The sequence below is a fragment of the Streptomyces sp. NPDC107517 genome, assembly GCF_055582645.1.
The window spans coordinates 54,383-77,034 of record NZ_JBVJPM010000018.1 but is presented as its reverse complement, the minus strand read 5'-3'; the positions used below and the strand labels follow the sequence as shown (position 1 = coordinate 77,034).

The following is a 22,652-nucleotide window of genomic DNA, read 5'->3' as shown; positions in this document are numbered from 1 at the left end:
TCACCCCGCTGAGTGACTCTCGTGACACGAGGGAACCGGAGCCCGGAGCCGCCCGACTCGTGGAGAAGGGGGTCGGCTGAACGCCGGTCCACTCACGCACGTATCCGAAGACGCACACACGTCTTCTTGTTTCCAGGAGTTGCGCCATGCATCGAATCGACTACCGCGTCACCGGCATGACCTGCGGGCACTGCGCCGCCGCGGTCACGGAGCAGGTGACCGCCGTTCCTGGCGTCACCGAGGTGACCGTCGACCTCGCGAGTGACACGGTACGGGTGACCGGGACGGACCTGGACGACACGCTGCTGCGCTCAGCGATCGAGGAGGCGGGCTACGAAGCGGCCGCCACGGCTGACGCCTGAGGGCGGTGAGGGGCGCGGGTCCCGCTCAGCCCTTTCGCCGACCGGGCGTGCGGTGCCACGAACCGGCGCGTGCGCGGGACAGCGTCCGGTGCACGAACAGGTGCAGCTCCAGGCTGGCGAGGAGTCCCGCGAGAGCACCTGCCCAGGCGCCGGTGACGGTGTCGATCCGGGATCCGAGCCAGCCGCACGCGGCGGCCAGCAGCAGCGTCGTGGTCAACGGAAGGGACCAGGCGAAAGCGCGCTCGCGCCATCGGGCAACGAGCGACACCGGCCCCGACGGTGGGACTCTCCCCCGGCCATGTCGTCGGACTCGAAGGTGCGCTCGTCTTCATGGCAGGGCCCTCGATCGCCGACACCTCCCTCAAAGGTAAACGTCTTACGACATAGGGGATTTAACGACTTTTCGGGTAGTCTCGGCACTGACAACACCTGCCATTCCCACCTGCGGGGGTTGCCATGCCGAACACGCTGAAGCTCATCGAAAGCGTCGGCGGCCGTCTGTCTGTCGACAGCGAACTCCTCTCCCGCCTGTGACCGCGCTGGACGTCAGCGCACAGTCCAGCAGCGCCTGCGCGGCGGGCATGCTCGCCGACAAGGACGCGGACTCGCTGCGCGAGGCGATCACGCAGAATCTCGACTGCGCGGACGTCACGGCCACCGCGTCCCGGCTGCTGGTGCGCGGGGACGCGCCCAGCGCCCGCTGATCTCGGCGCAGCTCGCGGCCTGCTTCATCGTCTGCCGGGACGCGCAGGAGCGGTGCGGGCGCCACGCGGCACACCGCGAACACTGCCGCCTGTGCTCGCAGGCCGCCGGGCAGGCCGCCGAGGCGTGTGAGGAACTGGTCACGGAACTGCGCCGGTGAGCGCGTTCAGCGCGGGGGCGACGGTGCCGTGGCCAGCGGTTCGGCGGCGTAGGTGATCCTGATGACTCCGTCGGCGTCGCGCCGCGCCGTGGCGCTGACGCCGAACACCTTGGCGAGAACAGCCGGTGTGAGGACGTCGAGGACCGGCCCGCTGACCGCTACCGCGCCTTCGTCGAGGACGATGAGGTGGTCGCAGAAGCGGGCCGCGAGATCGAGGTCGTGCAGGACGGCGAGGGTCGTGATCCCGGTGGAGCGGATCAGATCCAGGAGCTCGAACCGGGCTCGGATGTCGAGGTGGTTGGTCAGTTCGTCCAGGACCAGCAGCCTCGGGTGCTGAGCCAGGGCGCGTGCCAGCAGCACGCGTTGGCGTTCGCCGCCGGACAACGAGGCGTAGTCGCGGTGGGCCAGGTGTCGCACGGCGCAGCCGTCGAGGGCGTCCTGGACGGCGTGTTCGTCCTGAGGGCCGTCACGCCCCAGCAGTCCGTGGTGCGGGGCGCGCCCCAGGGCGATCGTCTCCGTGACCGTCAGCCCGCCTGCTCCGCCGGTGCCGTCCTGGAGGACGGCGGCGGTCCGCAGGGCGGCGGCCCGGGGGCTCAACTCCCAGATGTCGTGGCCGCCCACCCGCACCACACCACGGACGGGTCGCAGGGACCGGTAGACGGCGCGCAGGAGCGTCGACTTGCCGCTGCCGTTGGGTCCCACCAGGCCCACGAGGTCGCCGGGGCGGGCGTCGATGTCCACCCCGTGGAGGATCGGGTGCCGGTCCAGGTGGACGTGGAGGCGGTCGACGGTGAGTCGCATCGTGAGTTCAGTCCAGACCCTTGTTGCGGCGCAGCAGCCAGAGGAAGAACGGGGCGCCGAGGAGAGCGGTGAGGATGCCCAGGGGGAGTTCGTTGGGGCGGTTCAGCGTTCGGGACAGCAGGTCGACCAGGACCAGGTAGACCGCGCCGAGCAGGGCGGACAGCGGCAGGAGTCTGCGGTGGTCGGCGCCGACCGTCAGCCTTACCAGGTGAGGGATCATCAGGCCGACAAAGCCGATGCTGCCCGCCACCGCGATGACCGATCCGGTGAGCAGCGCGCTGAGCAGCAGCAGAACCGTGCGGAGGCGGTTGACGTCGGTGCCCAGGGAGGTGGCGGTCTCGTCGCCGGCGAGCAGCACGTTGAGCCGCCGCCCGAAAAGCGTCAGCAGCACGGTGCAGCCGACGACGACCGCGGTGACGGCGGGCAGTTGGTGCCACTGTGCACCGGCAACGCTGCCGAGCATCCAGAACATCACCGTACGCAGCTCAGTGGGCGACGCCTGGAGCTGGACGTAGCTGGTGGCCGACAGAAAGACGTAGCCGACCGCGACTCCGGCCAGGATCAGCCGGGTTGGCGCCATCCGGCCGCTGCGCCGCCCGAGCCAGAACACCGATGCTCCCGCGATCACTGCCCCCACGAAGGCGGCGGCGGAGACGCCGAGGCCGAACAGGGCCGCTCCGCCGCCCAGGGTGATGACGAGGACGGCGCCGAGCGTGGCGCCGTAGGAGAAGCCGAGCACGATCGGATCGGCGAGCGGATTGGCGACCACGGTCTGCAGCACCCCGCCGGACAGGGCGAGCCCCGCTCCGGCAAGCGCGGCGAGGACGACGCGCGGCGTGCGGAACGTCCATACGATCTGGTCGGTCGCGATGTCGCCGAACGCCGGGCCGCGGCCGGTGACGTGGTGCCAGACGATCTGCCACACGTCATGCAGCGGGACACTGACCGCGCCGACACTGACGGCCACGAGCAGGACGGCGACCAGGGCGACGGGCAGGACAGCGAAGGCGAGACCCGCGCGGCGGCGGCCCGGCGCCGGGCTCAGAACGCGTCGGGGTGGAGCTTCTTCGCGAGGCGTTCCACGGCCAGGTCGTTGTCGGGGCTCAGGTAGATCGAGTCGGACAGCGTCACGTACAGGTGGTTCTTCGCGGCCGGCCACTGGGGGAACTCCTTGAACAGCTTCTCGGCGTAGGCCGCGGGATTCGGGTCCTGGTAGGCGATGACGACGAGCGCGTCGACATCCGTGGCCGCGACCTTCTCCTTGCTCAGGTCGGCGAACGACGTCTTCGACGCGTTCTCGAAGACGTTGGTGGCTCCCGCCTTGTCGAGGATGTCGTTGTAAATGCCCTTGGCGACCACGGAGCTGAAGTCGTTGCCGCCCATCGACATGTTCGTGAACAGCATCATCACCTTCGGCTTCTTCTTCCCCTTCACTTTCGAGGAAAGGTCGGCGATGTGCTTGCGCGAAGCCGCGATGATTTTCTCCGCACGGTCCGGCACGTGGAAGATCCGGCCCATGTCGCGCAACAGGCGGTAGCTGTCCTCTGTGGTGAGCTTCGAGTTCTCGTCGTGGCAGCCCTGCGGGGAAATGTAGGTGCGCGCGCCGACGTTCTTCAATTCGTCGCGGGTGGCGAATCCGTTCTTCGCGTCGAAACCGTACGAGGTCGTCGAGAGAACGAGGTCGGGGCGCAGCCCGATCATCGACTCCCGGGGAATGTCGAAGGCTTCGTTCAGCTTCACCCCACCGGTCGGCAGCTTCTTGATCGCCGCTGCGCGGCCCGGCACCTCGGACATACCGTACGACTGCTGGTTCGCGACGATCTTGTCGCCGAGACCGAGCGCCAGCAGCGTCGAGACCTCGGCGACGGACGCGCCGTTCATCACGACGACGCGGCTGGGCGCCTTGTCGAAGACCTGGGTCGTCCCGCAGTTCTCGATCGTCGCGGGGTAGCCGGAGCGTGCTGCGGTGTCCGCCTTCTCACCCGGTCCGTCGTCGCTTCGCGTGCCGCCGCAGGCGGTGGCCGCGAAACTCAGGGCCAGGGCGGCCACGACGGCTGCCAGGGGTCTGCGGATGGGCATGTGCGCTCCTCGGTCTACGGACGAAAGGGGCCGCTCGATCACCCCGAAGCAGTAGTCGGGAAACACCGCCGAAAGGTTCCCGGGTCAGAGACACAAAAAACCTGTCGACTGCTCCCCGCACCGGGACGGGATATGGCGATCACTGCAGCCGACAGGAGTGCGAAGCGCGCTCGGGAAGGCGAATTCCATCGCGCTCCGCAGAGGAGATGCTGGCACAGAAAGGGGTGCTCCGAAAGCCCCGCGCCCCCGTGGCACCCATGAAGATTCAGATTTCCCGAGGCGGGAACGAGCGCTCTAATTGCGCTACTACCTGGAATTGAAACCCTTCTCGTATCGCTGGTTCGCGCTGCGCGACCCCGGGGTTGGTCAGTCCGGGAAACCGGGCCGCGCCACCTCCGCACGGACCCGCAGGGTGCCGCTGTGCTCGAAGCGCAGCTCGAACCAGATCCGGTCGCCCACCCGCCAGTTCCGGTCGGCGGGCACGGTCACGTCGCTCGACGTCGGGGACATGTCCAGCACGCCGTGGGCCGGCACCGACAGCCGGTCGGCCGTGTCGCGGTAGGCCGCGCCCTGCGGTGTCATCCGGTGCCGGCTCAGCGCGATGCTGCCGGGCACCGACGGCGACGTCACCTCGATGAGTTCGTCCGCGGCGCCGCCCTCGTTCGTGACGCGGAAGAACGCGGCCGTGTCCGGAGTGCCTCCGGTCGGCTGGAAGACGCGTGCCCGGGTCACCGTGAGGTCGGGAGGCGTCCCGGCGTGGCCGAGCGAGGTCCAGGCGGTCAGCCCGCCGAGCGCGGCCAGGCAGGCCGCAACGGGTGCGGCGGCGGCGAGCGCCGACGCCTTGAGGCGGCTCGTCGCCGACGACGCGGTCCGCGGTCCGGGTATGGTCACCAGTCACTCCCTGCCCGTCGCCGGGGCTTGTTCGACTTCCGGACGGCGGTCGGAGCCGGCTGCCAGGTGCGCAGCCGCAGACTGTTGGCGACCACGAGCACCGAGCTGACCGACATCGCCGCGGCGGCGAGCATCGGATTGAGCAGGCCGACCATGGCCAGCGGCACGGTCACGACGTTGTAGCCGAACGCCCAGACCAGGTTGGTGCGAATGGTGGCGAGCGTCGTGCGCGACAGGCGGACCGCGTCGGCCAGCGCCTCGATGTCGCCGCGCACCAGCGTCACGTCGGCGGCTCCGATCGCCACGTCCGTGCCCGCCCCCATAGCGATTCCCAGATCCGCCGAAGCGAGCGCTGCCGCGTCGTTCACGCCGTCGCCCACGACGGCCACCTGGCGCCCCTCAGCCCTGAGGGCGGCGACCAGTTCCGCCTTGCTCTCGGGTGAACAGGCGGCATGGACGGTCTCGATGGACAGCTGCGCGGCCACCGCACGGGCCGGAGCCTCGCGGTCGCCGGTGGCCAGGACCGGGCGCACGCCCAGGCGACGCAACCGGTCCACGGCGCGGTAGCTGCCCGGACGCACCACATCCCCCACGGCCATCAGCGCCACGGTGTCACCGTCGACGCGTACCTGTACCGCGGTGTGCGCGGACTCCTCGGCGGAGCGCAGCGCGCCGGTGAGCGCTTCGGGAAGGTCGTCGGTGACGGTGCACACCTCGACGAAGCGCTCCTCGACGCGGCCGCGCACTCCGAAGCCGGGCACTGCCTCGAAATCCCGTACAGCAGGCAGCACTTCGTCAGCGAGCGCGCGCACCGCGTGAACGGTGATCGCCCGTCCCAGCGGATGCTCGGACGCGTCCTCGACCGCCGCGGCGAGGCGCAGCACCTCATCCCCCGTCATGCCGTCGGGGATGACGGTGACCCGGGCGACACTCATGTGCCCCGAGGTGAGCGTGCCGGTCTTGTCCAGGACCACGGTGTCGATGTGCTGCAAGCCCTCCAGCGCCTGCGGCCCGGTCACCAGTACGCCCAACTGCGCGCCCCGGCCGGTCGCGGCCATCAGCGCCGTGGGCGTGGCGAGCCCCAGCGCGCACGGACACGCCACCACCAACACCGCCACGCACGCGGTGACCGCCGCCTGCGCCTCGGCGCCCGCCCCGAGCCAGAAGCCCAGCGTCGTCGCCGCGAGGGCGAGGATCACCGGCACGAACACCCCGGCCACCGAGTCCGCGAGCCGCTGGGCGCGCGCCTTGCCGGCCTGTGCCTCGGTCACCAACCGGGCGATACGCGCCAGTTGGGTGTCCGCACCGACCGAGGTGGCCCGCACGAGGAGCATTCCACCCGCGTTGACCGCGCCCCCGACCACCGGATCCCCGGGCCCGGCCTCCACCGGCTCGCTCTCGCCGGTGACCAGAGACCGGTCGACCGCCGACCTTCCTTCCACCACCACGCCGTCGGTGGCGACACGCTCTCCAGGGCGTACGAGGAAGGTGACGCCGACGGTCAGTTCCTCGATCGGCACGAGCCGCTCGCCGCGCCCTTCGCGCACCGCCACGTCCTTGACACCGAGACGGGCCAGTGACCGCAGCGCGGCCCCCGTGCCCCGCCGTGCCCGCGCCTCCAGGAACCGCCCGGTCAGCACGAACAGCGGCACACCGACCGCCGCCTCCAGATACAGGTGGGCGGCGCCGTAGGAGGCGGACGGCACCAGGGTGAACGGCATCCGCATCCCCGGCTGCCCCGCCCCGCCCAAGAACAGTGCGTACACCGACCAGGCGAAGGAGGCGACCACGCCGAGCGAGACCAGCGAGTCCATCGTCGCCGCACCGTGCCGCGCCCCGCGCAACGCCCGTACGTGGAACGGCCAGGCACCCCACGTCGCGACCGGCGCGGCCAGCATGAAGCACAGCCACTGCCAGTTGCGGAACTGCAGCGACGGCACCATCGACAAGGCGATCACCGGCACCGCCAGCAGGGCCACGATCACGAGCCGCTGCCGTTCGGCCCGGTCCGCGCCGGACTCCTCGTCGTCGCGTTTCTTCTCCGCCTCGGCCTCCGGGATACGGGCCGTGTACCCGGCCTGCTCCACCGCGGCCACCAGCTCCAGCGGCGTGACGTCCGCAGGGTGGCTCACCCGGGCGTTGCCCGTCGCGAGATTCACGCTCGCCGCGACGCCGTCCAGCTTGGCCAGCTTCTTCTCCACCCGGCGCACGCACGCGGCACAGGTCATCCCACCGACCGTGATGTCGGTGACCGTCACGGACGGTATGGTCCCGGCACCCATCAGCCGCCACTCCCGTGATCCATGTCCATCCCGCCCATGCCACCGGAGTCACCGCCGTGACCGCCTGTCCCGCTGCCGCTCCCGGTCCCGTGCATACCGGGCGCGACCGGCCCCACGGCATGCCCGACGGCGTACGCGGCGCCGAACATCAACGCCAGCAGTAGGACGAAGCCGAACAGGGCGGGCGGCGCAAATCCGCGCCGCCTGCGGTCTTCGGCGGAGGACGGGAAGGTGTTGTCACCTTCGGGGGCTTGACTCACTGTCTCTCCTGATCGGGTCGAACCCGCCGCTCCCCCACCCTGCGCTCCGGACAGGGAGCACCCGGCGTCTGCTCAGTAGTCGGATACGCGGCCGCTCCCGTTCCCCACTCACCTCGTGACGTACGTCACCACGCTGCCGGATCCGCTGCCGAGTACAGACATCCGTCCTCGACGACGACCACGCGATCGGCCCAGGCGCGAGCCGGCCCGCGGTCGTGGCTGATGAACAACACGGCGGTGCCGTCCCGCTCGGCCACGTCCGCCAGCAGCTTCAGGACCCGGCGCGCGGCGGCGGCGTCCAGAGCGGCCGTGGCCTCGTCCGTGATGAGGAGGTCCGGTCGCGCGCCCAGCGCGCGGATCAGGGCGGCCCGTTGCAGCTGGCCGCCGGACAGGGCAGCCGGCCTGCGCTGCAGCGTGGTCTCCGGGAGCCCCAGGGTGTTCCCCAGGGTGAGGGCTTCGTGCACGGCTTCTGCGCGGGGCAGGCCGCGCAGCCGGTGTGCCGTCTCGGCGATCTGCGGGAGCACGGCGCGATGGACGTCGAAGGAGGCACGGCTGTCCTGGTGCACGTACTGCACGGCCCGCAGTTCGTCCCGCCCACGGTCGGCCAGCCGCGCCGGGAGCGTACGTCCCGCGTGCAGGACGGCGCCCTGGGCGGGCACGAGTCCGGTCAGGGCGCGGGCCAGCGTCGTCTTCCCCGAGCCTGACGGACCCAGCAGGAGCGAGCGGCTGCCCGCGGGGAAGGAGAGCGACACGGGTTCCAGCAGGGCCCGCCGCCGCCCGGGCAGGCGTACCGCCGTCGCCTGGGCCTCGACCCGCGTCTGCGTGGGCGCGGGGCCGGGCCGGGCGCGTTGCGGCGGGATGTGCTGGAGTGCGGGGTCGTCGACGGCGAGGTCGGAGAGCTGCGCGGAGACGGCACAGCCCGCTTCCATGACGAGCACGTCGTCCGCGATTTCGGCGGCGAACCGCAGGTCGTGCGTGATCACCAGCAGCGCGGTGCCGGTTCGCGCGAGTGTGCGCAGCCGCTCGCACAGGCGCTGGGTCGTGCGCATGTCGAGTGCGCTGGTGGGTTCGTCGAGGACGAGCAGGCGGGGTCGTGCCACCAGGGCGGTTGCCAGGGCCATGCGCTGCTGCTGTCCGCCCGACAGCTGGTGGGGACGGCGGTGCAGCAGCGCGCGGGCGTCGTCCAGACCGGCCGCTTCGAGCGCTGCCGCGACTGCCCGCTCGATGTCGGCACGCGGGGCACGACGACCCAGGGCGGCGCGGGCCACCTCCTTGAGAGTCGCCCCGACCGTGCGGACGGGATCCAGTACGGTGGCCGGGTCCTGCGGGAGGTGGGCGGCCTTCCCTGCCCGGAGTGCGCGGCGCTCGCGTTCCGACAGCGCCAGGAGGTCCCGGCCTGCCCAGAGCACCGCTCCGCCCACGGAGAGACCCGGTTCCGCGAGTCCGAGCGCGGCCAGCCCGAGGGTGGTCTTGCCGCTGCCCGAGGGACCGACGACGGCCAGCACCTGTCCGGGACGCAGCATCAGGTCCACCTCGCTGATCAGCTCCACGTCGGTGTCCGTGCGCACGGTCAGGTCCCGGCAGGTGAGCAGGGTGTCCGAAAGGAACGGCCCTCCCGGGGCCGGGGAAGCGGTGTTCGCGACGGACGCGGCTGAGGTCGTCGCGGGGGCGTTCCGGGCCCGGCCGCGGCCGAGCAGCCGGTCGAGGCCGAGGTTGACACCCACGCACAGCGTCGTCAGCAGGACGGCCGGGGCCAGCACGGCGGCGGGCTGGAGGAACAGGGCGTCCGTGTTGCGTTCCACCAGGACGGCCCAGTCGGCGGAGTCGGCGGGCAGCCCCAGGCCGAGGAAGTTCGCCGAGGCCAGCAGGCCGAGCACGAGGACGAACCTGCTGCCCGCGTCGGTCGCCACCGGTCCCGCCACGCAGCGCAGGACATAGCGCTCCCGCATCCACCACGGGGCGCCCTGGAGCCGCAGCGCCTCCATCGCCGTACGGCATCCGGGTGCCAGGGCGGCGGAGCGCACGAGGCGTGCGGCGGCCGGAAGCTGAAGCACGGCCACGGATGCGATCAGGGTCGGCACGTCCCCGTGCCCCGCCGCGGCCAGCGTCATCAGCAGCAGGAGGCCGGGGAGCGCGAGGAGGACGTCCACGCCGCGCATGAGGGCCTCGTCGGTGACGCGGCGACGCGCTCCAGCGGCGAGCAGGCCGACCGGCACGGCGAGCAGGTAGGCCCCGCACAGCGCACCGGCGGACACGGCCACCACGGTGCGGCCGCCGCTCAGGGCGAGAGCCAGGACGTCACGGCCCAGCGCGTCCGTCCCCAGCGGATGATGAGCTGCCGACGGCAGGTAGGGGGCGGCCACGGACGCGGTGGAACCGGCGACGAACGGCCCCACGATCGCGACCAGCACCGGGACACCCCACAGCAGCAGAACGAGGGCGTCGCCGAAGCGACGCGCCGCCCGCGCCGGGCGGCGCCCCTCGCGCTGCGGTGCTGTCACTGTCATCGGTGTCATGGGCGCGACTCCCGTCGCGGCGCCAGGCGATGGACGGTCAGGTCGGCCGCGAGGTTGACCACGACGGTCGTCACCGCGAAGAGCAGCGCGTATCCCTGGACCGTCGGGATGTCCCGGTCCTGCACCGCGTCGACGAAACCGGTGCCCAGGCCGCCGATGGCGAAGAGCGCCTCGACGACGACCGCGCCGCCGAGCAACCCGTCCACACAGCGGGCCAGTTGCTGGACGGCCGGGGCGAGCGCGCCGGGCAGCACGTGCCACAGCACGACCGTACGCTCGGAGAGTCCGAGCAACCGCAGCTGGCGGGCGACCGGACCGCGTGCGCCCTCGGCGACCGCGATCCTCACCTGCCGGGCCAGATCGCACAGCTGACGGCAGACCAGCACGGCGACGGGCAGCACCAGGACGGACGGGGAACCGATGACCCCGGCGCCCGTCAGCCCGGCCGCGGTGGCCGGGAAGAGCCCCGCGCCGAGGGCCAGCCACGCGGTCAGCAGCAGGCCCAGGACGAACTCCGGTATTGCGTTGAGCGCGACCGCCACCCCGTTCAGGACACGGTCCGGGACGCCGCCCTCGGTAAGCCCGGTCCACACGCCGAGGCCCATCGCGAGCGGGAGCACGACGACGAGGGCGAGCAGGGTCAGCGCGGCCGTCGCCGCGAGTCGCGTACCGATCTCGTGCGTCACCGGCAGACCGGTCACCAGAGAGTGCCCGAGATCGCCCCCGCACAGGGACCCGCCCCACTCCCAGAACCGCGTGAACACCGGCTGGTCCAGGCCGACTTCGGCGCGGGCGACGGCGGCCTGCTGAGGTGTCGTGTTCTCGCCGAGCACCGCGTCCACCGTGTCGCCCGGCAGCACGGCGGTCAGCGCGAAGACCACGACGAGGACGGCCGCGCACTGCACCACCGCGGTGGCCGTCCTCGTCACCACATACCGACGCACGGGCCAGTTCCTCTTCAGCCGAGACGGACGCGGTCGAAACGAGCCCAGTCCGCCGAGTTCGGCGGCGCGGCCCGCACACCGGACACCTGCGCGGTGTGGCCGATGATCCAGTCGCTGAACCCCCACACCAACTGACCGCTGTCCTCGCGGGCGATCCTCTGCGCCCGGCCCAGGAGCGCCAGGCGTTCGTGCTCGTCGCGCGTGGCGATGGCCTGGTCGAGCAGCTGGTCGAAGCGGTCGGAGTGGTAGTGCGTGAGGTTGTTGGCCGCGTTCGTGCGCAGTCGGGAGCGCAGCACGCTCGGGATGGGCAGGGTGGCCGTGCGGCTGTGCCGGGCGACGCCCTTGGTCTTGATCTCCCCGAAGTAGGTGGCGGCGGAGCGCACGTGCGGAGTGACCTTCAGACCGATGTCCTTCAGCTGGCCCGCGATCAGGGAGGAGGCGTTGCGCCAGGTCGGGTCGGCGTCGCCGGTCTCCAACGGGATGGCGAGACCTTCCGCTCCGGCCGCCTTGACCAGGGCGCGGGCGGCGTCGACGTCCCGCTCCGGCTTCGGCAGACCGTTCGGGTAGCCACGCAGGCCGCGTCCGAACAGGTCGTTGCCGACACTCCCGCGCCCACCCAGCGCCACCTCGACCAGGTGCTCGCGGTCGAGCCCGAGCGCGAAGGCGCGCACGAGGCGGGGGTCGTCGAACGGTGCCCGGTCGAGGCGGAGAAGGATCGCCTGCATGGTGGCGAACTTGCTGTGCGCGAGGGTGAATCCGTCCCGGCCGCTCAGCCGCGCGGCGGAGGCGGCGGACAGGTCATGGGCGTAGTCCACCTGTCCGGACAGCAGCGCGTTCAGCCGCGCCCGCTCCTCGTTGACGGGGACGAACTGCAGCTCGTCGATGTGCGGGCGCCCGGCCCAGTGGTCGTCCCACGCCCGGAACACCGCCTTGCCGCCAGGCGTGAAGGACGCGAACCGGAAGGGCCCCGACCCGACCGGGGACCGGAAGTCCTTGGTGTCCTTCGGCACGATCTCGGTACCGGCCGCGGCGAGCGCGCTCGGGAACTCGAAGTCGGGCTTTTGCAGTACGAGGGTGAGGTCACGCCCCGAGGCGCGGCAGGCGGCGAAGTCGACGGAGGCGAACAGCTGCTGCGAGGAGGCGGTGGTCTTCGGGTCCGCGATGCGCCGGTAGTTCCACAGCGCGTCGGCGGCGGTGACCGGTTTGCCGTCGTGGAAGCGGGCGTCCCGCAGCCGTATCCGCCAGGTCGATCCGGCCCGGTCGCTCTCCCAGGACTCGGCGAGCCTGCTCCGCACGGACATGTCGTCCTTGTACGTGAGCAGGCTGTCGTACAGGGCTTTGGAACGGGCCTGGTCGACGAAGAGCGGCGCGGGGTGCGGATCGAGCGTCTCCCGCGAACCGCCCGCGCTGAAGGCGGCCCGCAGCACCCCCGAACCGCCGGAGCCCTTACCGCTCCCCTTCGACTGTGACGAGGAGCAGGCGGCCAGCGCTGTCACCGCCGCGAGCGCACCTGCCCCGGCCAGTACCTGACGTCGTGCGAACGGTGGGGTCATGCCAGCGGGCTCCCGGAGCCGGGCCCGGAGGTGGCATCGACGCAGAGGCACATCGCACGGCTTGGCCGCACACGCATCGTCGACCTCTTCCTGGGGAGTCCACGCCCCGGACAGAACGGATGACGACGGGCCAGTCTCCTGACTCCCGGATCACCGCTCACCCCGCCTTCCGGCCCTGGAGGGCCGTGGCCATGGAGGTCGCTCCCCGGTCACAGTGGCGGGACCGCGCCGGACTCACACCGGCTTCCTGGTCCCCGTCGTACAGATGTATGGCGCCATTATGCAGAGCATGTCGCGGCCCATCGCGAGCGGGTGCGGCCGGCGGCGCACCACACCCCTCAAGCAGGGCGCCCGCGCCTACGGAACCATCGGTCCCAGTGGCGGGACCGCGCAGGAATCACACCGGCCTCCTCGTCCCGGCGGGTGAGGGGCCGCCCGCCGGTGATCGGCGGCGAGGCCCACAGGCCGCCCGTCCAAACGCGCACGCCCTCGCGACGCCACGGCACCGCTCGCACCCGGGAACGGCCCGTACGCCCCCAAAGGCCCCAAGGCGCAGAACAGGCCCATGGCATCTGCCCGCGCGAGCAAGTCGGCGCCGACCGACACCATGGGCCAAGCATCCTGTCACCAGGAGGACTTGGTCACTCCCGGCAGGTTCCCGGCATGTGCCTGAGCCCGCACGCTCACCCGCGACAGGCCGAACTTGCGCAGGTGTCCACGAGGCCGGCCGTCCACGCTGTCCCGGTTGCGCACGCGCGTCGCGCTCGCATCCCTCGGCTGGCGTCGCAGCTCCGCCTGTGCCGCGGCCTTCTCCTCTTCGGTGTACCGCTTGGAGGCCAGGACGGCCTTCAACTCGGCGCGCCGCTCGGCGAAGCGGGCCACGATCTCCTTGCGCTTCTCGTTCTTCTCGATCTTGCTCTTCTTCGCCATCAGACGCGCTCCCCTCGGGCCCGGATCCGGGCGACTGCGGCCTCGACGCCGATCACGTCCACCGTCTTGATGCCCCGCGCGCTCAGCCGCAGCCGGACGTAGCGGTTCTCGCTCGGCAGCCAGTAGCGCTTGCTCTGGACGTTGGGATCGAAGCGGCGGGACGTGCGCCGGTGCGAGTGGGAGATCTTTTTGCCGAAGCCCGGCCGCGCGCCGGTCAGTTGGCAGTGTGCGGACATGGTGGTGCTGCCTTTCTCTCCATCGACGTATCGATAATGGAAATCATTGTCGTATGCTACCTGTCATGACCCGCAACGAACTACGCCCGATCATCAAGCTCCGCTCCACCGCCGGAACCGGCTTCACCTGCGTGACCCGCAAGAACCGACGCAACGACCCGGACCGACTCGTTCGGCGCAAGTACGACCCGGCGGCCGGACGACACGTCGACTTCCGCGAGGAACGCTGACCCCGCCCGAACCGACCCCAGCCGCCCCACCCTCGCTCAAGGAGCATCCCGTGAAGCCCGGAATCCAACCCGACTACCGCCCGATCGCCTTCCGCGACAAGGCCGGTGACTTCGCCTTCCTCACCCGTTCGACCATGACCAGCGACAAGACCGTCGAGTGGGAGGACGGACAGACCTACCCGGTGGTCGACGTCGAGATCTCCTCGGCGAGCCACCCCTTCTACACCGGTACGCAGCGCGTGCCGGACACCGCCGGCCGCGTCGAGCGGTTCGAACGCCGCTACGGGGCAGAGAGGAGCCGGCGATGACCTCCGAGGGATCGATGCCCGTGGTGGTCGTCGGCGGCCTGCACGCCGATGCCCGCCGCTCAGCGGTCGAACAGATACTGCGTGAGGTACCCGACAGCGTCGCCCTCCTGCACGACTTGTCCGCGGGCCCGACGGGAAAGGTGCGCCGCAGCGTCCGCGACGCCACGGGCCAGCTGTCCTGGGGCGAGACGCCTCTGGTCAACGACTGCGCCTGCTGCGCGCTGCGAGAAGACCTCGTGCCCGAACTGGGGCGTCTCGCCGACAGCGGTCTCACCCGGCTCGCCGTGGTGGAGCTGTGGGACTCCGTCGAACCCCGCGGCATGGCCGAGGTCGTCGCCGCGCACGGCGATGGCGCCTTCCGGCTTACCAACGTGGTGACGGCCGTGGACCCGTCCCTCCTCCTGGCCTGCCTGTCCAACGGCGACGACCTCACCGAGGCCGGGCTCGCCGCGGCCACGACGGACCAGCGCACCGTCGCCGACACCTTCGCCCGTCAGCTGGAGTACGCCCCCGTCCTCGCCGTGGCCGCGAGCGACACCGTGGGCCTCGACGACCTCGCGCTCCTGCGGCAGTTGCATCCCACTGCGCTGCAGATCCCCATCACCTCAGGGACGTTGGGCACGGCTGCCGCCGCCGGTTTCGACGTGGACGCGGCAGGGGCCGCTCAGCATCCGGCCTGCGCACGCCTTCCCCACGACTGCCACGAACACGGCGTCAGCACCTTCGTCTGGCAGCGTCGTCGCCCCTTCCACGCGGGGCGGCTCTACGAGGCGCTGGAGGACCTGTGCTGCGCGGCGGCCCGCAGCCGTGGCCGGTTCTGGCTCGCAGACCGCCCCGACAGCCTGCTCGCCTGGGACGCCGCCGGAGGCGCCCTGTGCGTGGAGAGCGCCGGGCCCTGGATGGCCGCACTGCCGGACGTCGCCTGGGAGATGGTGCCGGCCGAACGCCGTACCGCCGCAGCCCTCGACTGGCATCCCGAGCACGGTGACCGGTGCCAGCACCTCGTGTTCACCTCCCCCGACCTCGACCGGGAGGGGCTGCTGTCCCTGCTCGACTCCTGCCTGCTCACCGATGCCGAACTCGCCGCCGGCCCGGACACGTTGCCCCCGTCCACCGGCTTCGACGAACTGCTCGACTTCGCCGCCTAATGGGAGCTACGGAACCGGGGAAGCCGTCATGCCCCGTACCAGCAAGTCCGCCCCCGCCCGCAAGAACCGGCCGAACCCGCTCGACGTGGCTGGCATCACCTACATCGACTACAAGGACATCGACCTTCTGCGGAAGTTCATCTCCGACCGCGGCAAGATCCGCAGCCGCCGCGTCACCCGGGTCAGCCGGCAGCAGCAGCGCCAGATCGCCGCGGCCGTCAAGAACGCCCGCGAGTTGGCCCTGCTCCCCTATGCCAGCCGCTGATCCGCCCACTCCATTCCTGACCGCCCGACAGAAGGACCCGTCTCATGGCCGTGCCCAAGCGCAAGATGTCCCGAAGCAACACCCGCCACCGCCGCGCCCAGTGGAAGGCGCACACCCCCGCGCTCGTCCCCGTCACCGTCGACGACATCACCTACCTGGTGCCGCAGCACCTCAGGAAGGCTTACGAGCGCGGCCTCCTCCACCCGGAGGACTGACCCGCGATGCGCCACCACCGCCTGCCGGTGACCGTCCTGTCCGGCTTCCTGCGAGCCGGCATCGGCATCGAACTGTTCTTCCACCACAAGACGCGCGGAACGCTCAGGATTCGCGGACTGGGGTAACTACTGCCTGATGGTGACGGTCATCGGAAGGATGTCGACCTCGACCATCGCCAAGAGACCGCAGTTCACACCACCTGTGCGCACCAGCCCACAAGGGCAACGGGGACCGCGAGCGTCAGCGTCGAGATCACGACGGCTCAACGGCCTTGCCCCCATCAGGCTGTCCCGTCCGTGACGGGATACGGCACGAACGTGCTGGCGTTCGGGTCGATGTGCAGGGGATGGCCGAGCGGCGGCGCCGCACGCTGGGAGCAGTCGAGACGTTCGCAGACGCGGCAGCCCATGCCGATCGGGGTGGCGGCGGTGCGGCCCAGGTCCAGGCCGTCGGCGTAGACAAGGCGGTGGGCGTGGCGGATCTCGCAGCCGAGCCCGATGGCGAAGGTCTTGCCAGGATCACCCCAGCCGGACCGGCGGGTGACGGCTCGTGCGGTCCACAAGTACCGCTTTCCGTCCGGCATTTCGGCCATCTGGACGTGGATCCGGCCGGGGGCGGCGAACGCCTCGTACACGTTCCACAGCGGGCAGGTGCCGCCGGAGCGGGAGAAGTGGAAGTCGGTGGCCGACTGCCGCTTGGACATGTTGCCGGCCCGGTCGACGCGGACGAAGGAGAAGGGGACGCCGCGCAGGCGGGGCCGCTGGAGGGTGCTCAGGCGGTGGCAGATCGTCTCGTAGCCGAGGCCGTAGTGGTCGGTGAGGCGTTCGATGTCGTAACGGAAGGTCTCCGCGGACGCATGGAAGGCCCGGTACGGGAGGATCAACGCGGCGGCGAAGTAGTTGGCGAGGCCGATCCTGGCCAGGGCGTGGGCCTCGGTGCCGGGCGGGAAGTCCTCGCTGGCGTGCCGGTCGATCTCGTCGGCGTGTTCGAGCAGGGCGAGTTGGGTGGCCATGCGGAAGGCGCGCTGGCCGGGGCGCAGCCGCGCGGACAGATACAGGGTTGCGGTCCCGGTGTCGTAGTGGTGCAGCGGGCCACCCGGCTCGGTCGCCAGGCGGATGTCGTGGTGGTCGGTCAGGCGGTCGGTGAGGGCACGCACCACGTCGCCCGGGCGGATGCCGATGGTGGCGGCGAGGTCCTCGGCGGTGAGGTCGAGGCGGTGGAGATAGTTCTGGCGGCGGTAGAAGTAGTCGCGGATCTCCTCGTGCGGGGTGGGCAGCGCACCCGCTTCCCCCGTGCGGTTCTGCGGGCCGGTGACCTGTTCGGACAGACGCTGGTTGCGGCGCGCGAGGTCGACCACGGCGTGCGCCACGGTGGGTAGCCGGGAGGCCAGTTCCCCTAGATCGGCTCCGCTCACGCGACCCGCGGCGAGCTCGGCGCCGAGTGTCTCGCGGAGGTCCGCGATCAGACGGCTCGTGTCGCGTTCGGAGAAGAAGGACGGGTCGACGCCGAACTCCTCGGTGAGCCGCAGCAGCACCGGCACCGTGAGCGGACGGGCGTCGTGCTCCATCTGGTTCAAATAGCTGGGCGACACGGTCAGGGCGCGGGCCAGCTCCGCCTGGCTCATGCCGCGCTCCTCGCGCAGCCTGCGCAGTCGTGCTCCCGCGTAGATCTTGGCCACAGCGCCCCTCCGGCTCGGTTCCGGGCTCAGCGTAGGTGATGACCGGCCGTCCCGACCCTTCGCAGAGTTCGCAAACGAGGGCGGAAAGATTCGCAGAACTTGGCATCGGTCCATCATTGATGGCACTCAGTGCCAGTGTCAGAGTCGTAGTGCGGCCCACCGGACCCCGGCGGGTGCGCATCGGAACCGGGGCACGATTCACGCCCTGACGTCGGAGATCCCGGCACCGAGCGCACCCGCATCGGCAGCATTGCTCAGCTCACCCCGGTACGGGGCGGTGGGCCGCAACCCACCACAAAGACACGTAGTGCCATTCTCTTGGCAACTCGCCTCGTGGTGATGACTGGATTCGCAGACGAACGACCGAGGAGACGGTGACCGTCATGGCAACCGAGACGCGTGCGCAGGCAGCAGAGGAACTCACCCGCCGTTGGGCGACCGACCCGCGCTGGAAGGGCATCGACCGTACCTACAGTGCCGAGGACGTGATCCGACTCTCCGGAAGCGTCCGTGAGGAGGCCACCCTCGCCCGGCGCGGCGCCGAGCGCCTGTGGCGTCAGCTGCACGAACAGGACTACATCCATGCCCTGGGCGCGCTGACCGGCGGCCAGGCCGTGCAGCAGGTCAAGGCGGGACTGCAGGCCATCTACCTGTCGGGCTGGCAGGTCGCCGCCGACGCCAACCTCGCCGGCCACACCTACCCCGACCAGAGCCTGTACCCCGCCAACTCCGTCCCCCAGGTGGTCCGCCGCATCAACAACGCGCTGCTGCGCGCCGACCAGATCGCCACCAGTGAGGGCGACGACTCGGTCGACTGGCTCGCCCCGATCGTGGCCGACGCCGAAGCCGGATTCGGCGGACCGCTGAACGCCTTCGAACTGACCAAGGCGATGATCGCCGCGGGCGCCGCCGGCATCCACTACGAGGACCAACTCGCCTCCGAGAAGAAGTGCGGGCACCTCGGCGGCAAGGTGCTCGTCCCGACCTCCCAGCACGTCCGTACCCTCAACGCCGCCCGCCTCGCGGCGGACATCGCCGACGTGCCCACGCTGATCGTCGCCCGCACCGACGCCCTCGCGGCGAACCTGCTCACCAGCGACGTGGACGAGCGTGACGCCGAGTTCGTCACCGGCGAGCGGACGGCCGAGGGCTTCTACCGCGTCCGCAACGGCATGGCCCCGGTCATCGCCCGCGGCCTGGCCTACGCCCCCTACGCCGACCTGATCTGGGTGGAGACCGGCACCCCGGACCTGGCGCAGGCCCGCGAGTTCGCCGAGGCGATCCACGCGGAGCACCCGGACCAGATGCTCGCCTACAACTGCTCGCCCTCCTTCAACTGGAAGGCCGCACTGGACGACGACCAGATCGCCAAGTTCCAGCGGGAGCTGGGAGCGATGGGCTACCGCTTCCAGTTCATCACCCTGGCCGGATTCCACTCCCTCAACCACGGGATGTTCGACCTGGCGCGCGGCTACGCCGAGCACGGTATGACTGCCTACGTCGACCTGCAGGAGCGGGAGTTCGCCGCGCAGGAGCACGGCTTCACCGCGGTCAAGCACCAGCGCGAGGTCGGCACCGGCTACTTCGACCTCATCTCCACCGCCGTCAACCCGAACTCCTCCACCACCGCCCTGGCCGGGTCCACCGAGGAGGAGCAGTTCCACTAGAACTCGGCAACGCGTGAGCGCCACCGGGTCCGCAGCGTCACGCGGTGAGCGGCGCCATCCTCCCCTTCTCACGCAGCAGCGGGAGCAGATGATGTTCGACGGCGGGGGCGAGCCTGAGTCCCGGCTCCCGCCCGTCGATCCACCGCAGGGTGGACAGCTCCGCCGCGGGCACCGGCTCGCCGATCAGTGTGGTGGCGAAAACCGTCAGGTGCATCGGAACGCCCTCCAGAACCGCCCGCTCCTCCACCACGGCGAGCGGTTCGAGCCGGCCCGGCTCGACACCGAGTTCCTCGTGAAGCTCCCGCGCCAGCGTCTCCTCCGGCTCCTCCCCCGGCTCGGGCTTGCCGCCCGGGACGAAGTAGACGTCGGGCGCGGCCTGCTTGCTGACGACGAGCAGCTTCCCGTCCTCGACGACGGCCGCCGCGATGACCTTCATGACCGTGTGATCCATCCCCACATTGTGCAACCCACGCCTCCCACTCCTCACCTTCGCTCCCTCGCTCAGGAGATCCGATGTCCCCGCAGCTCATCACCAGGCCCGTTCAGGTCCTCGCCGCCCCCGGTGACCGCCACGCCGAGATCCTCACCCCTGCCGCGCTCGACTTCATCGGCACGCTCGCCCGCACGTTCGCATCGGATCGCGAGCGCCTGCTCAAGGAGCGCCGACGTCAGGCGATGCGGCTGGCCGAGGGCTACCCGCTCGACTTCTCGATGGTGACGCGGCGGATCCGCGAGGACGCGAACTGGCGTGTCGCGCCTCCGGCTCCCGGCCTGACCGACCGGCGTGTGGAGATCACGGGACCTCCTGAGCGGCGGATGACGATCAACGCCCTCAACTCCGGCGCGAAGGTGTGGCTGGCCGACTTCGAGGACGCGACGGCACCGACCTGGGACAACGTGATCGGCGGGCAGCTCAACCTGCTGGACGCGATCGAGCGGCGCATCGACTTCACGACCGAGGCGGGCAAGGCGTACCAGCTGGCCACCGACCGGCCGCTGGCCACCATCGTGGTCCGGCCGCGCGGCTGGCACCTCGACGAGGAGCACCTGGAGGTCGACGGCCGCCCGGTGCCGGCCGCGCTCGTCGACTTCGGTCTGTACTTCTTCCACTGCGCGCAGCGGCAGATCGACGCGGGACACGGCCCGTACTTCTACCTGCCCAAGCTGGAGAACCGCGACGAGGCCCGGCTGTGGAACGACGTCTTCGTCCTCGCTCAGGAACTCCTCTCCATCCCCCGCGGCACGATCCGGGCCACCGTCCTCATCGAGACGATCACCGCGGCGTTCGAGATGGAGGAGATGCTGTACGAGCTGCGTGAGCACAGCGCCGGGCTGAACGCGGGACGCTGGGACTACCTCTTCAGCATCATCAAGACCTTCGGCCACCGCACCGACTTCCTGCTGCCCGACCGGGCCCGGGTCACGATGACGGCCCCGTTCATGCGGGCTTACACCGAACTCCTCGTGCGCACCTGCCACAAGCGCGGCGCCCACGCCATCGGCGGGATGGCCGCCCAGGTGCCGAGCAAGGACCCCGACGCGAACACGGCCGCGCTGGCGAAGGTGCGCCTGGACAAGGAACGCGAGGCCGAGGACGGATTCGACGGGTCGTGGGTCGCCCATCCCGCGCTCGTCCCCCTCTGCCGCGAGGTCTTCGACGATGTCCTGGGCGACGCGCCCCACCAGTTGAGCCGCACGCGCGAGGACGTGGAGGTCACGCCTTCGCAGCTGCTCGCCGTGCGCAAGGTGAGCGGAGCCCCGACGGCTGAGGGCGTGCGCACCAACATCTCCGTCGCGCTGCGGTACTTCGCCGCATGGCTGCGCGGACAGGGCGCGGTCGCCCTGGACGGCCTCATGGAGGACGCCGCCACCGCCGAGATCGCCCGGGTCCAGATCTGGCAGTGGCTGCGCCACCGGCATGTCGACCGGGAGACCGTCCTGACCCTCCTCGAAGAGGAACTGTCCGCTCTGGTCGCCGAGTTCCCCTTCACCCCCATGGAAGAGATCCGTGACCTCTTCCAGCGCACCGCGCTCGGCACCGAACTCCCGCTCTTCTTCACGCCCGACGCCTACACGCGCCACCTCGTCCGCACCACGGAGCAGCAGTCATGACCCTCGACCCGAACCGCGCAGGAGACGTGAACCGCGTAGCAGTCGTCGGAGGCGGCCAGATGGGGGCGGGCATCGCCGAGGTCTGCGCCCGCGCCGGAATCGACACGATCGTGTGCGAGGCAGACTCCACGGCCGTCCAGCGCACCCGCGACCGCGTCACGGCCTCGCTCGACAAGGCGGTCGGCCGCGGCAGGTGCACGGCCGAGGACGCGCAACATGCCCTGGAGCGGCTGACCTTCACCGGTGACCTGACCGACCTGGCCGACCGACAGCTCGTCATTGAGGCGATCATCGAGAACACCGAGGCCAAGACGGATCTCTTCGCCACCCTGGACAAGATCGTCGAGGACCCGACCGCGGTTCTCGCGACCAACACCTCGTCGATCCCCGTGATGCGCCTCGGCATGGCGACCGGGCGCGCCGACCGCGTCGTCGGACTGCACTTCTTCAACCCGGTGCCGGTCCTGCCCCTGGTCGAGGTCGTCACGTCCCTGCACACCTCGTCCGACACCGCGACCCTGGTCGAGCGGTTCGCGACCTCCGCACTCGGCAAGACCATCGTGCGCTCCCGTGACCGCGCGGGCTTCGTCGTCAACGCGCTGCTCGTCCCGTACCTCCTTTCGGCGATCCGTATGACGGAGTCCGGCTTCGCCACGCCGGCCGACGTAGACCACGGCATGGAACTGGGCTGCGCGCACCCCATGGGACCGCTGCGACTCGCCGACCTGATCGGGCTCGACACTGTCGCAGCAATCGCCGATTCGCTCTACGAGGAGTTCAAGGAGCCGCTGTACGCACCGCCGCCGCTGCTCCAGCGCATGGTCGAAGCGGGCCTGCTGGGACGGAAGACAGGGCGCGGCTTCCACGTCTACGAGCGGGGAGCCACAGAGAGCCACCGGGGCTGAGGGGCCCGGGTGCCGCCGCCGGAATGAGGGCCGACGGTGGTTGAGCCTGTGGGGGTGAGCCGGCCAGGGACGCCGACTCACCCCCACAGGTTTGCGGTCGTCAGCCGACGGGTGTCCTACGTCACCGTCCGGAGTCCGGACACTGTGGTCATCCTCAAACGGCGGCCCGTAGGGTGGGCACCGCAGCTGGTTCGCCCCGTCCGCCAGGCGGGATGCGTCGCAAGAGGGAACCCGGTGGGAATCCGGGACTGCCCCGCAGCGGTGAGTGGGAACGACCGCCGTCATACGCACTGGGCCCGACAGACAGGGTCTGGGAAGCGACGGCCAGTAGGTGTTCGTCCGGACCGGATGGACGTGCCCGCGAGTCCGAAGACCTGCCACCTGCCCGTGCGCGTACGACGCGTGCG

General features: G+C 70.8%; 24 protein-coding genes and 2 riboswitches. Of the genes, 10 read left to right on the top strand and 14 right to left on the bottom strand.

Features of this window, described 5'->3' with window-relative positions; all coding sequences use genetic code 11:
• Positions 1–146: 146 nt before the first annotated feature.
• A complete protein-coding gene (locus ACZ67T_RS32610) occupies positions 147–362 on the top strand; it encodes a heavy-metal-associated domain-containing protein (protein ID WP_469988753.1) in 216 nt (71 codons plus the stop codon).
• 25 nt (positions 363–387) lie between these two features.
• Here ACZ67T_RS32610 and ACZ67T_RS32605 read toward each other — a convergent pair whose 3' ends face one another.
• Complete coding sequence (locus ACZ67T_RS32605; RefSeq protein WP_469988751.1) at positions 388–630, bottom strand: hypothetical protein; 243 nt, start codon at positions 628–630, stop codon at positions 388–390.
• A 262-nt stretch (positions 631–892) separates the two neighbouring features.
• Here ACZ67T_RS32605 and ACZ67T_RS32600 point away from each other — a divergent pair, with 262 nt between their 5' ends.
• Positions 893–1,066: a four-helix bundle copper-binding protein gene (locus ACZ67T_RS32600; protein WP_469988749.1), complete on the top strand. Its 174-nt coding sequence runs from the start codon at positions 893–895 to the stop codon at positions 1,064–1,066.
• Positions 1,067–1,230: 164 nt separating this feature from the next.
• Here ACZ67T_RS32600 and ACZ67T_RS32595 read toward each other — a convergent pair whose 3' ends face one another.
• The 11 genes from ACZ67T_RS32595 to rpmB all read right to left on the bottom strand — a co-directional run bounded on the left by ACZ67T_RS32595 (position 1,231) and on the right by rpmB (position 13,716).
• Positions 1,231–2,025, bottom strand: a complete 795-nt coding sequence (locus ACZ67T_RS32595; RefSeq protein ID WP_469988747.1) for an ABC transporter ATP-binding protein — start codon at positions 2,023–2,025, stop codon at positions 1,231–1,233.
• Between the two features lie 7 nt (positions 2,026–2,032).
• Positions 2,033–2,992 carry a FecCD family ABC transporter permease gene (locus ACZ67T_RS32590; RefSeq protein WP_469988745.1) on the bottom strand — a complete coding sequence of 320 codons (960 nt, stop codon included), beginning with the start codon at positions 2,990–2,992 and terminating at the stop codon, positions 2,033–2,035.
• Positions 2,993–3,066: 74 nt separating this feature from the next.
• A complete protein-coding gene (locus ACZ67T_RS32585; RefSeq protein WP_469988743.1) occupies positions 3,067–4,104 on the bottom strand; it encodes an ABC transporter substrate-binding protein in 1,038 nt (345 codons plus the stop codon).
• Positions 4,105–4,470: 366 nt separating this feature from the next.
• Entirely contained in the window at positions 4,471–4,995 is a 525-nt protein-coding gene (locus tag ACZ67T_RS32580; protein WP_469988741.1) for a copper chaperone PCu(A)C, read from the bottom strand.
• Positions 4,992–7,277 carry a heavy metal translocating P-type ATPase gene (locus ACZ67T_RS32575; protein WP_469988739.1) on the bottom strand — a complete coding sequence of 762 codons (2,286 nt, stop codon included), beginning with the start codon at positions 7,275–7,277 and terminating at the stop codon, positions 4,992–4,994. Before ACZ67T_RS32575 ends, ACZ67T_RS32580 begins: the two co-directional genes overlap by 4 nt.
• Positions 7,277–7,537: a hypothetical protein gene (locus tag ACZ67T_RS32570; protein ID WP_469988737.1), complete on the bottom strand. Its 261-nt coding sequence runs from the start codon at positions 7,535–7,537 to the stop codon at positions 7,277–7,279. The genes ACZ67T_RS32575 and ACZ67T_RS32570 overlap by 1 nt, the downstream gene beginning before the upstream one ends.
• A gap of 125 nt (positions 7,538–7,662) precedes the next feature.
• A complete protein-coding gene (locus tag ACZ67T_RS32565) occupies positions 7,663–10,053 on the bottom strand; it encodes an ABC transporter ATP-binding protein/permease (RefSeq protein ID WP_469988736.1) in 2,391 nt (796 codons plus the stop codon).
• Positions 10,050–10,997, bottom strand: coding sequence for an ABC transporter permease (locus ACZ67T_RS32560; protein WP_469988734.1), 948 nt, complete (start codon positions 10,995–10,997; stop codon positions 10,050–10,052). The genes ACZ67T_RS32565 and ACZ67T_RS32560 overlap by 4 nt, the downstream gene beginning before the upstream one ends.
• Positions 10,998–11,011: 14 nt before the next feature.
• Positions 11,012–12,550, bottom strand: a complete 1,539-nt coding sequence (locus ACZ67T_RS32555; protein ID WP_469988733.1) for an ABC transporter substrate-binding protein — start codon at positions 12,548–12,550, stop codon at positions 11,012–11,014.
• Positions 12,551–12,661: 111 nt separating this feature from the next.
• A riboswitch (cobalamin riboswitch) is annotated at positions 12,662–12,845 on the bottom strand.
• A 329-nt stretch (positions 12,846–13,174) separates the two neighbouring features.
• The gene (rpsN, locus tag ACZ67T_RS32550; protein WP_469988731.1) at positions 13,175–13,480 is read right to left on the bottom strand and encodes a 30S ribosomal protein S14; all 306 of its coding nucleotides are present in this window, start codon (positions 13,478–13,480) and stop codon (positions 13,175–13,177) included.
• Positions 13,480–13,716: a 50S ribosomal protein L28 gene (gene rpmB / locus ACZ67T_RS32545; protein WP_469988729.1), complete on the bottom strand. Its 237-nt coding sequence runs from the start codon at positions 13,714–13,716 to the stop codon at positions 13,480–13,482. Before rpmB ends, rpsN begins: the two co-directional genes overlap by 1 nt.
• 65 nt (positions 13,717–13,781) lie before the next feature.
• Here rpmB and rpmG point away from each other — a divergent pair, with 65 nt between their 5' ends.
• Genes rpmG through rpmF form a run of 5 tightly spaced genes read left to right on the top strand, consistent with a single transcriptional unit; the run spans position 13,782 to position 15,882 of the window.
• Positions 13,782–13,946 carry a 50S ribosomal protein L33 gene (gene rpmG / locus ACZ67T_RS32540; RefSeq protein ID WP_469988728.1) on the top strand — a complete coding sequence of 55 codons (165 nt, stop codon included), beginning with the start codon at positions 13,782–13,784 and terminating at the stop codon, positions 13,944–13,946.
• 50 nt (positions 13,947–13,996) lie between these two features.
• Positions 13,997–14,254: a type B 50S ribosomal protein L31 gene (locus ACZ67T_RS32535; protein ID WP_469988726.1), complete on the top strand. Its 258-nt coding sequence runs from the start codon at positions 13,997–13,999 to the stop codon at positions 14,252–14,254.
• On the top strand, positions 14,251–15,402 hold the full coding sequence (locus ACZ67T_RS32530) for a CobW family GTP-binding protein (protein ID WP_469988724.1): 1,152 nt from the start codon (positions 14,251–14,253) through the stop codon (positions 15,400–15,402). Before ACZ67T_RS32535 ends, ACZ67T_RS32530 begins: the two co-directional genes overlap by 4 nt.
• 28 nt (positions 15,403–15,430) lie before the next feature.
• On the top strand, positions 15,431–15,667 hold the full coding sequence (gene rpsR / locus ACZ67T_RS32525) for a 30S ribosomal protein S18 (RefSeq protein WP_469988722.1): 237 nt from the start codon (positions 15,431–15,433) through the stop codon (positions 15,665–15,667).
• Between the two features lie 44 nt (positions 15,668–15,711).
• A complete protein-coding gene (rpmF, locus tag ACZ67T_RS32520) occupies positions 15,712–15,882 on the top strand; it encodes a 50S ribosomal protein L32 (RefSeq protein ID WP_469988720.1) in 171 nt (56 codons plus the stop codon).
• A gap of 281 nt (positions 15,883–16,163) precedes the next feature.
• Here the strand turns inward: rpmF and ACZ67T_RS32515 are convergent, their stop codons facing one another.
• Positions 16,164–17,561, bottom strand: a complete 1,398-nt coding sequence (locus ACZ67T_RS32515) for a short-chain fatty acyl-CoA regulator family protein (protein ID WP_469988719.1) — start codon at positions 17,559–17,561, stop codon at positions 16,164–16,166.
• Positions 17,562–17,944: 383 nt separating this feature from the next.
• Here ACZ67T_RS32515 and aceA point away from each other — a divergent pair, with 383 nt between their 5' ends.
• Positions 17,945–19,228: an isocitrate lyase gene (gene aceA / locus ACZ67T_RS32510; protein ID WP_469988717.1), complete on the top strand. Its 1,284-nt coding sequence runs from the start codon at positions 17,945–17,947 to the stop codon at positions 19,226–19,228.
• Between the two features lie 37 nt (positions 19,229–19,265).
• Here aceA and ACZ67T_RS32505 read toward each other — a convergent pair whose 3' ends face one another.
• On the bottom strand, positions 19,266–19,679 hold the full coding sequence (locus ACZ67T_RS32505; RefSeq protein ID WP_469988716.1) for an NUDIX domain-containing protein: 414 nt from the start codon (positions 19,677–19,679) through the stop codon (positions 19,266–19,268).
• Positions 19,680–19,741: 62 nt separating this feature from the next.
• Here ACZ67T_RS32505 and aceB point away from each other — a divergent pair, with 62 nt between their 5' ends.
• Together aceB and ACZ67T_RS32495 are read left to right on the top strand one after the other, a co-directional pair.
• Positions 19,742–21,340, top strand: a complete 1,599-nt coding sequence (gene aceB / locus ACZ67T_RS32500) for a malate synthase A (protein WP_469988714.1) — start codon at positions 19,742–19,744, stop codon at positions 21,338–21,340.
• Complete coding sequence (locus ACZ67T_RS32495; RefSeq protein WP_469988712.1) at positions 21,337–22,245, top strand: 3-hydroxybutyryl-CoA dehydrogenase; 909 nt, start codon at positions 21,337–21,339, stop codon at positions 22,243–22,245. The genes aceB and ACZ67T_RS32495 overlap by 4 nt, the downstream gene beginning before the upstream one ends.
• A gap of 183 nt (positions 22,246–22,428) precedes the next feature.
• Positions 22,429–22,629: riboswitch (cobalamin riboswitch) on the top strand.
• The last annotated feature ends 23 nt before the right edge of the window (positions 22,630–22,652 follow it).

Coding starts and splice junctions, on each gene's coding strand:
- ACZ67T_RS32610 (WP_469988753.1), top strand. CDS start 147: ATGCATCGAATCGACTACCGCGTCACCGGCATGACCTGCGGGCACTGC.
- ACZ67T_RS32495 (WP_469988712.1), top strand. CDS start 21,337: ATGACCCTCGACCCGAACCGCGCAGGAGACGTGAACCGCGTAGCAGTC.
- ACZ67T_RS32595 (WP_469988747.1), bottom strand. CDS start 2,025: ATGCGACTCACCGTCGACCGCCTCCACGTCCACCTGGACCGGCACCCG.
- ACZ67T_RS32565 (WP_469988736.1), bottom strand. CDS start 10,053: ATGACACCGATGACAGTGACAGCACCGCAGCGCGAGGGGCGCCGCCCG.
- aceA (WP_469988717.1), top strand. CDS start 17,945: ATGGCAACCGAGACGCGTGCGCAGGCAGCAGAGGAACTCACCCGCCGT.
- ACZ67T_RS32505 (WP_469988716.1), bottom strand. CDS start 19,679: ATGGATCACACGGTCATGAAGGTCATCGCGGCGGCCGTCGTCGAGGAC.
- ACZ67T_RS32555 (WP_469988733.1), bottom strand. CDS start 12,550: ATGACCCCACCGTTCGCACGACGTCAGGTACTGGCCGGGGCAGGTGCG.
- rpmF (WP_469988720.1), top strand. CDS start 15,712: ATGGCCGTGCCCAAGCGCAAGATGTCCCGAAGCAACACCCGCCACCGC.
- aceB (WP_469988714.1), top strand. CDS start 19,742: ATGTCCCCGCAGCTCATCACCAGGCCCGTTCAGGTCCTCGCCGCCCCC.
- ACZ67T_RS32575 (WP_469988739.1), bottom strand. CDS start 7,277: ATGGGTGCCGGGACCATACCGTCCGTGACGGTCACCGACATCACGGTC.
- rpmG (WP_469988728.1), top strand. CDS start 13,782: ATGACCCGCAACGAACTACGCCCGATCATCAAGCTCCGCTCCACCGCC.
- ACZ67T_RS32530 (WP_469988724.1), top strand. CDS start 14,251: ATGACCTCCGAGGGATCGATGCCCGTGGTGGTCGTCGGCGGCCTGCAC.
- rpsR (WP_469988722.1), top strand. CDS start 15,431: ATGCCCCGTACCAGCAAGTCCGCCCCCGCCCGCAAGAACCGGCCGAAC.
- rpsN (WP_469988731.1), bottom strand. CDS start 13,480: ATGGCGAAGAAGAGCAAGATCGAGAAGAACGAGAAGCGCAAGGAGATC.
- ACZ67T_RS32585 (WP_469988743.1), bottom strand. CDS start 4,104: ATGCCCATCCGCAGACCCCTGGCAGCCGTCGTGGCCGCCCTGGCCCTG.
- rpmB (WP_469988729.1), bottom strand. CDS start 13,716: ATGTCCGCACACTGCCAACTGACCGGCGCGCGGCCGGGCTTCGGCAAA.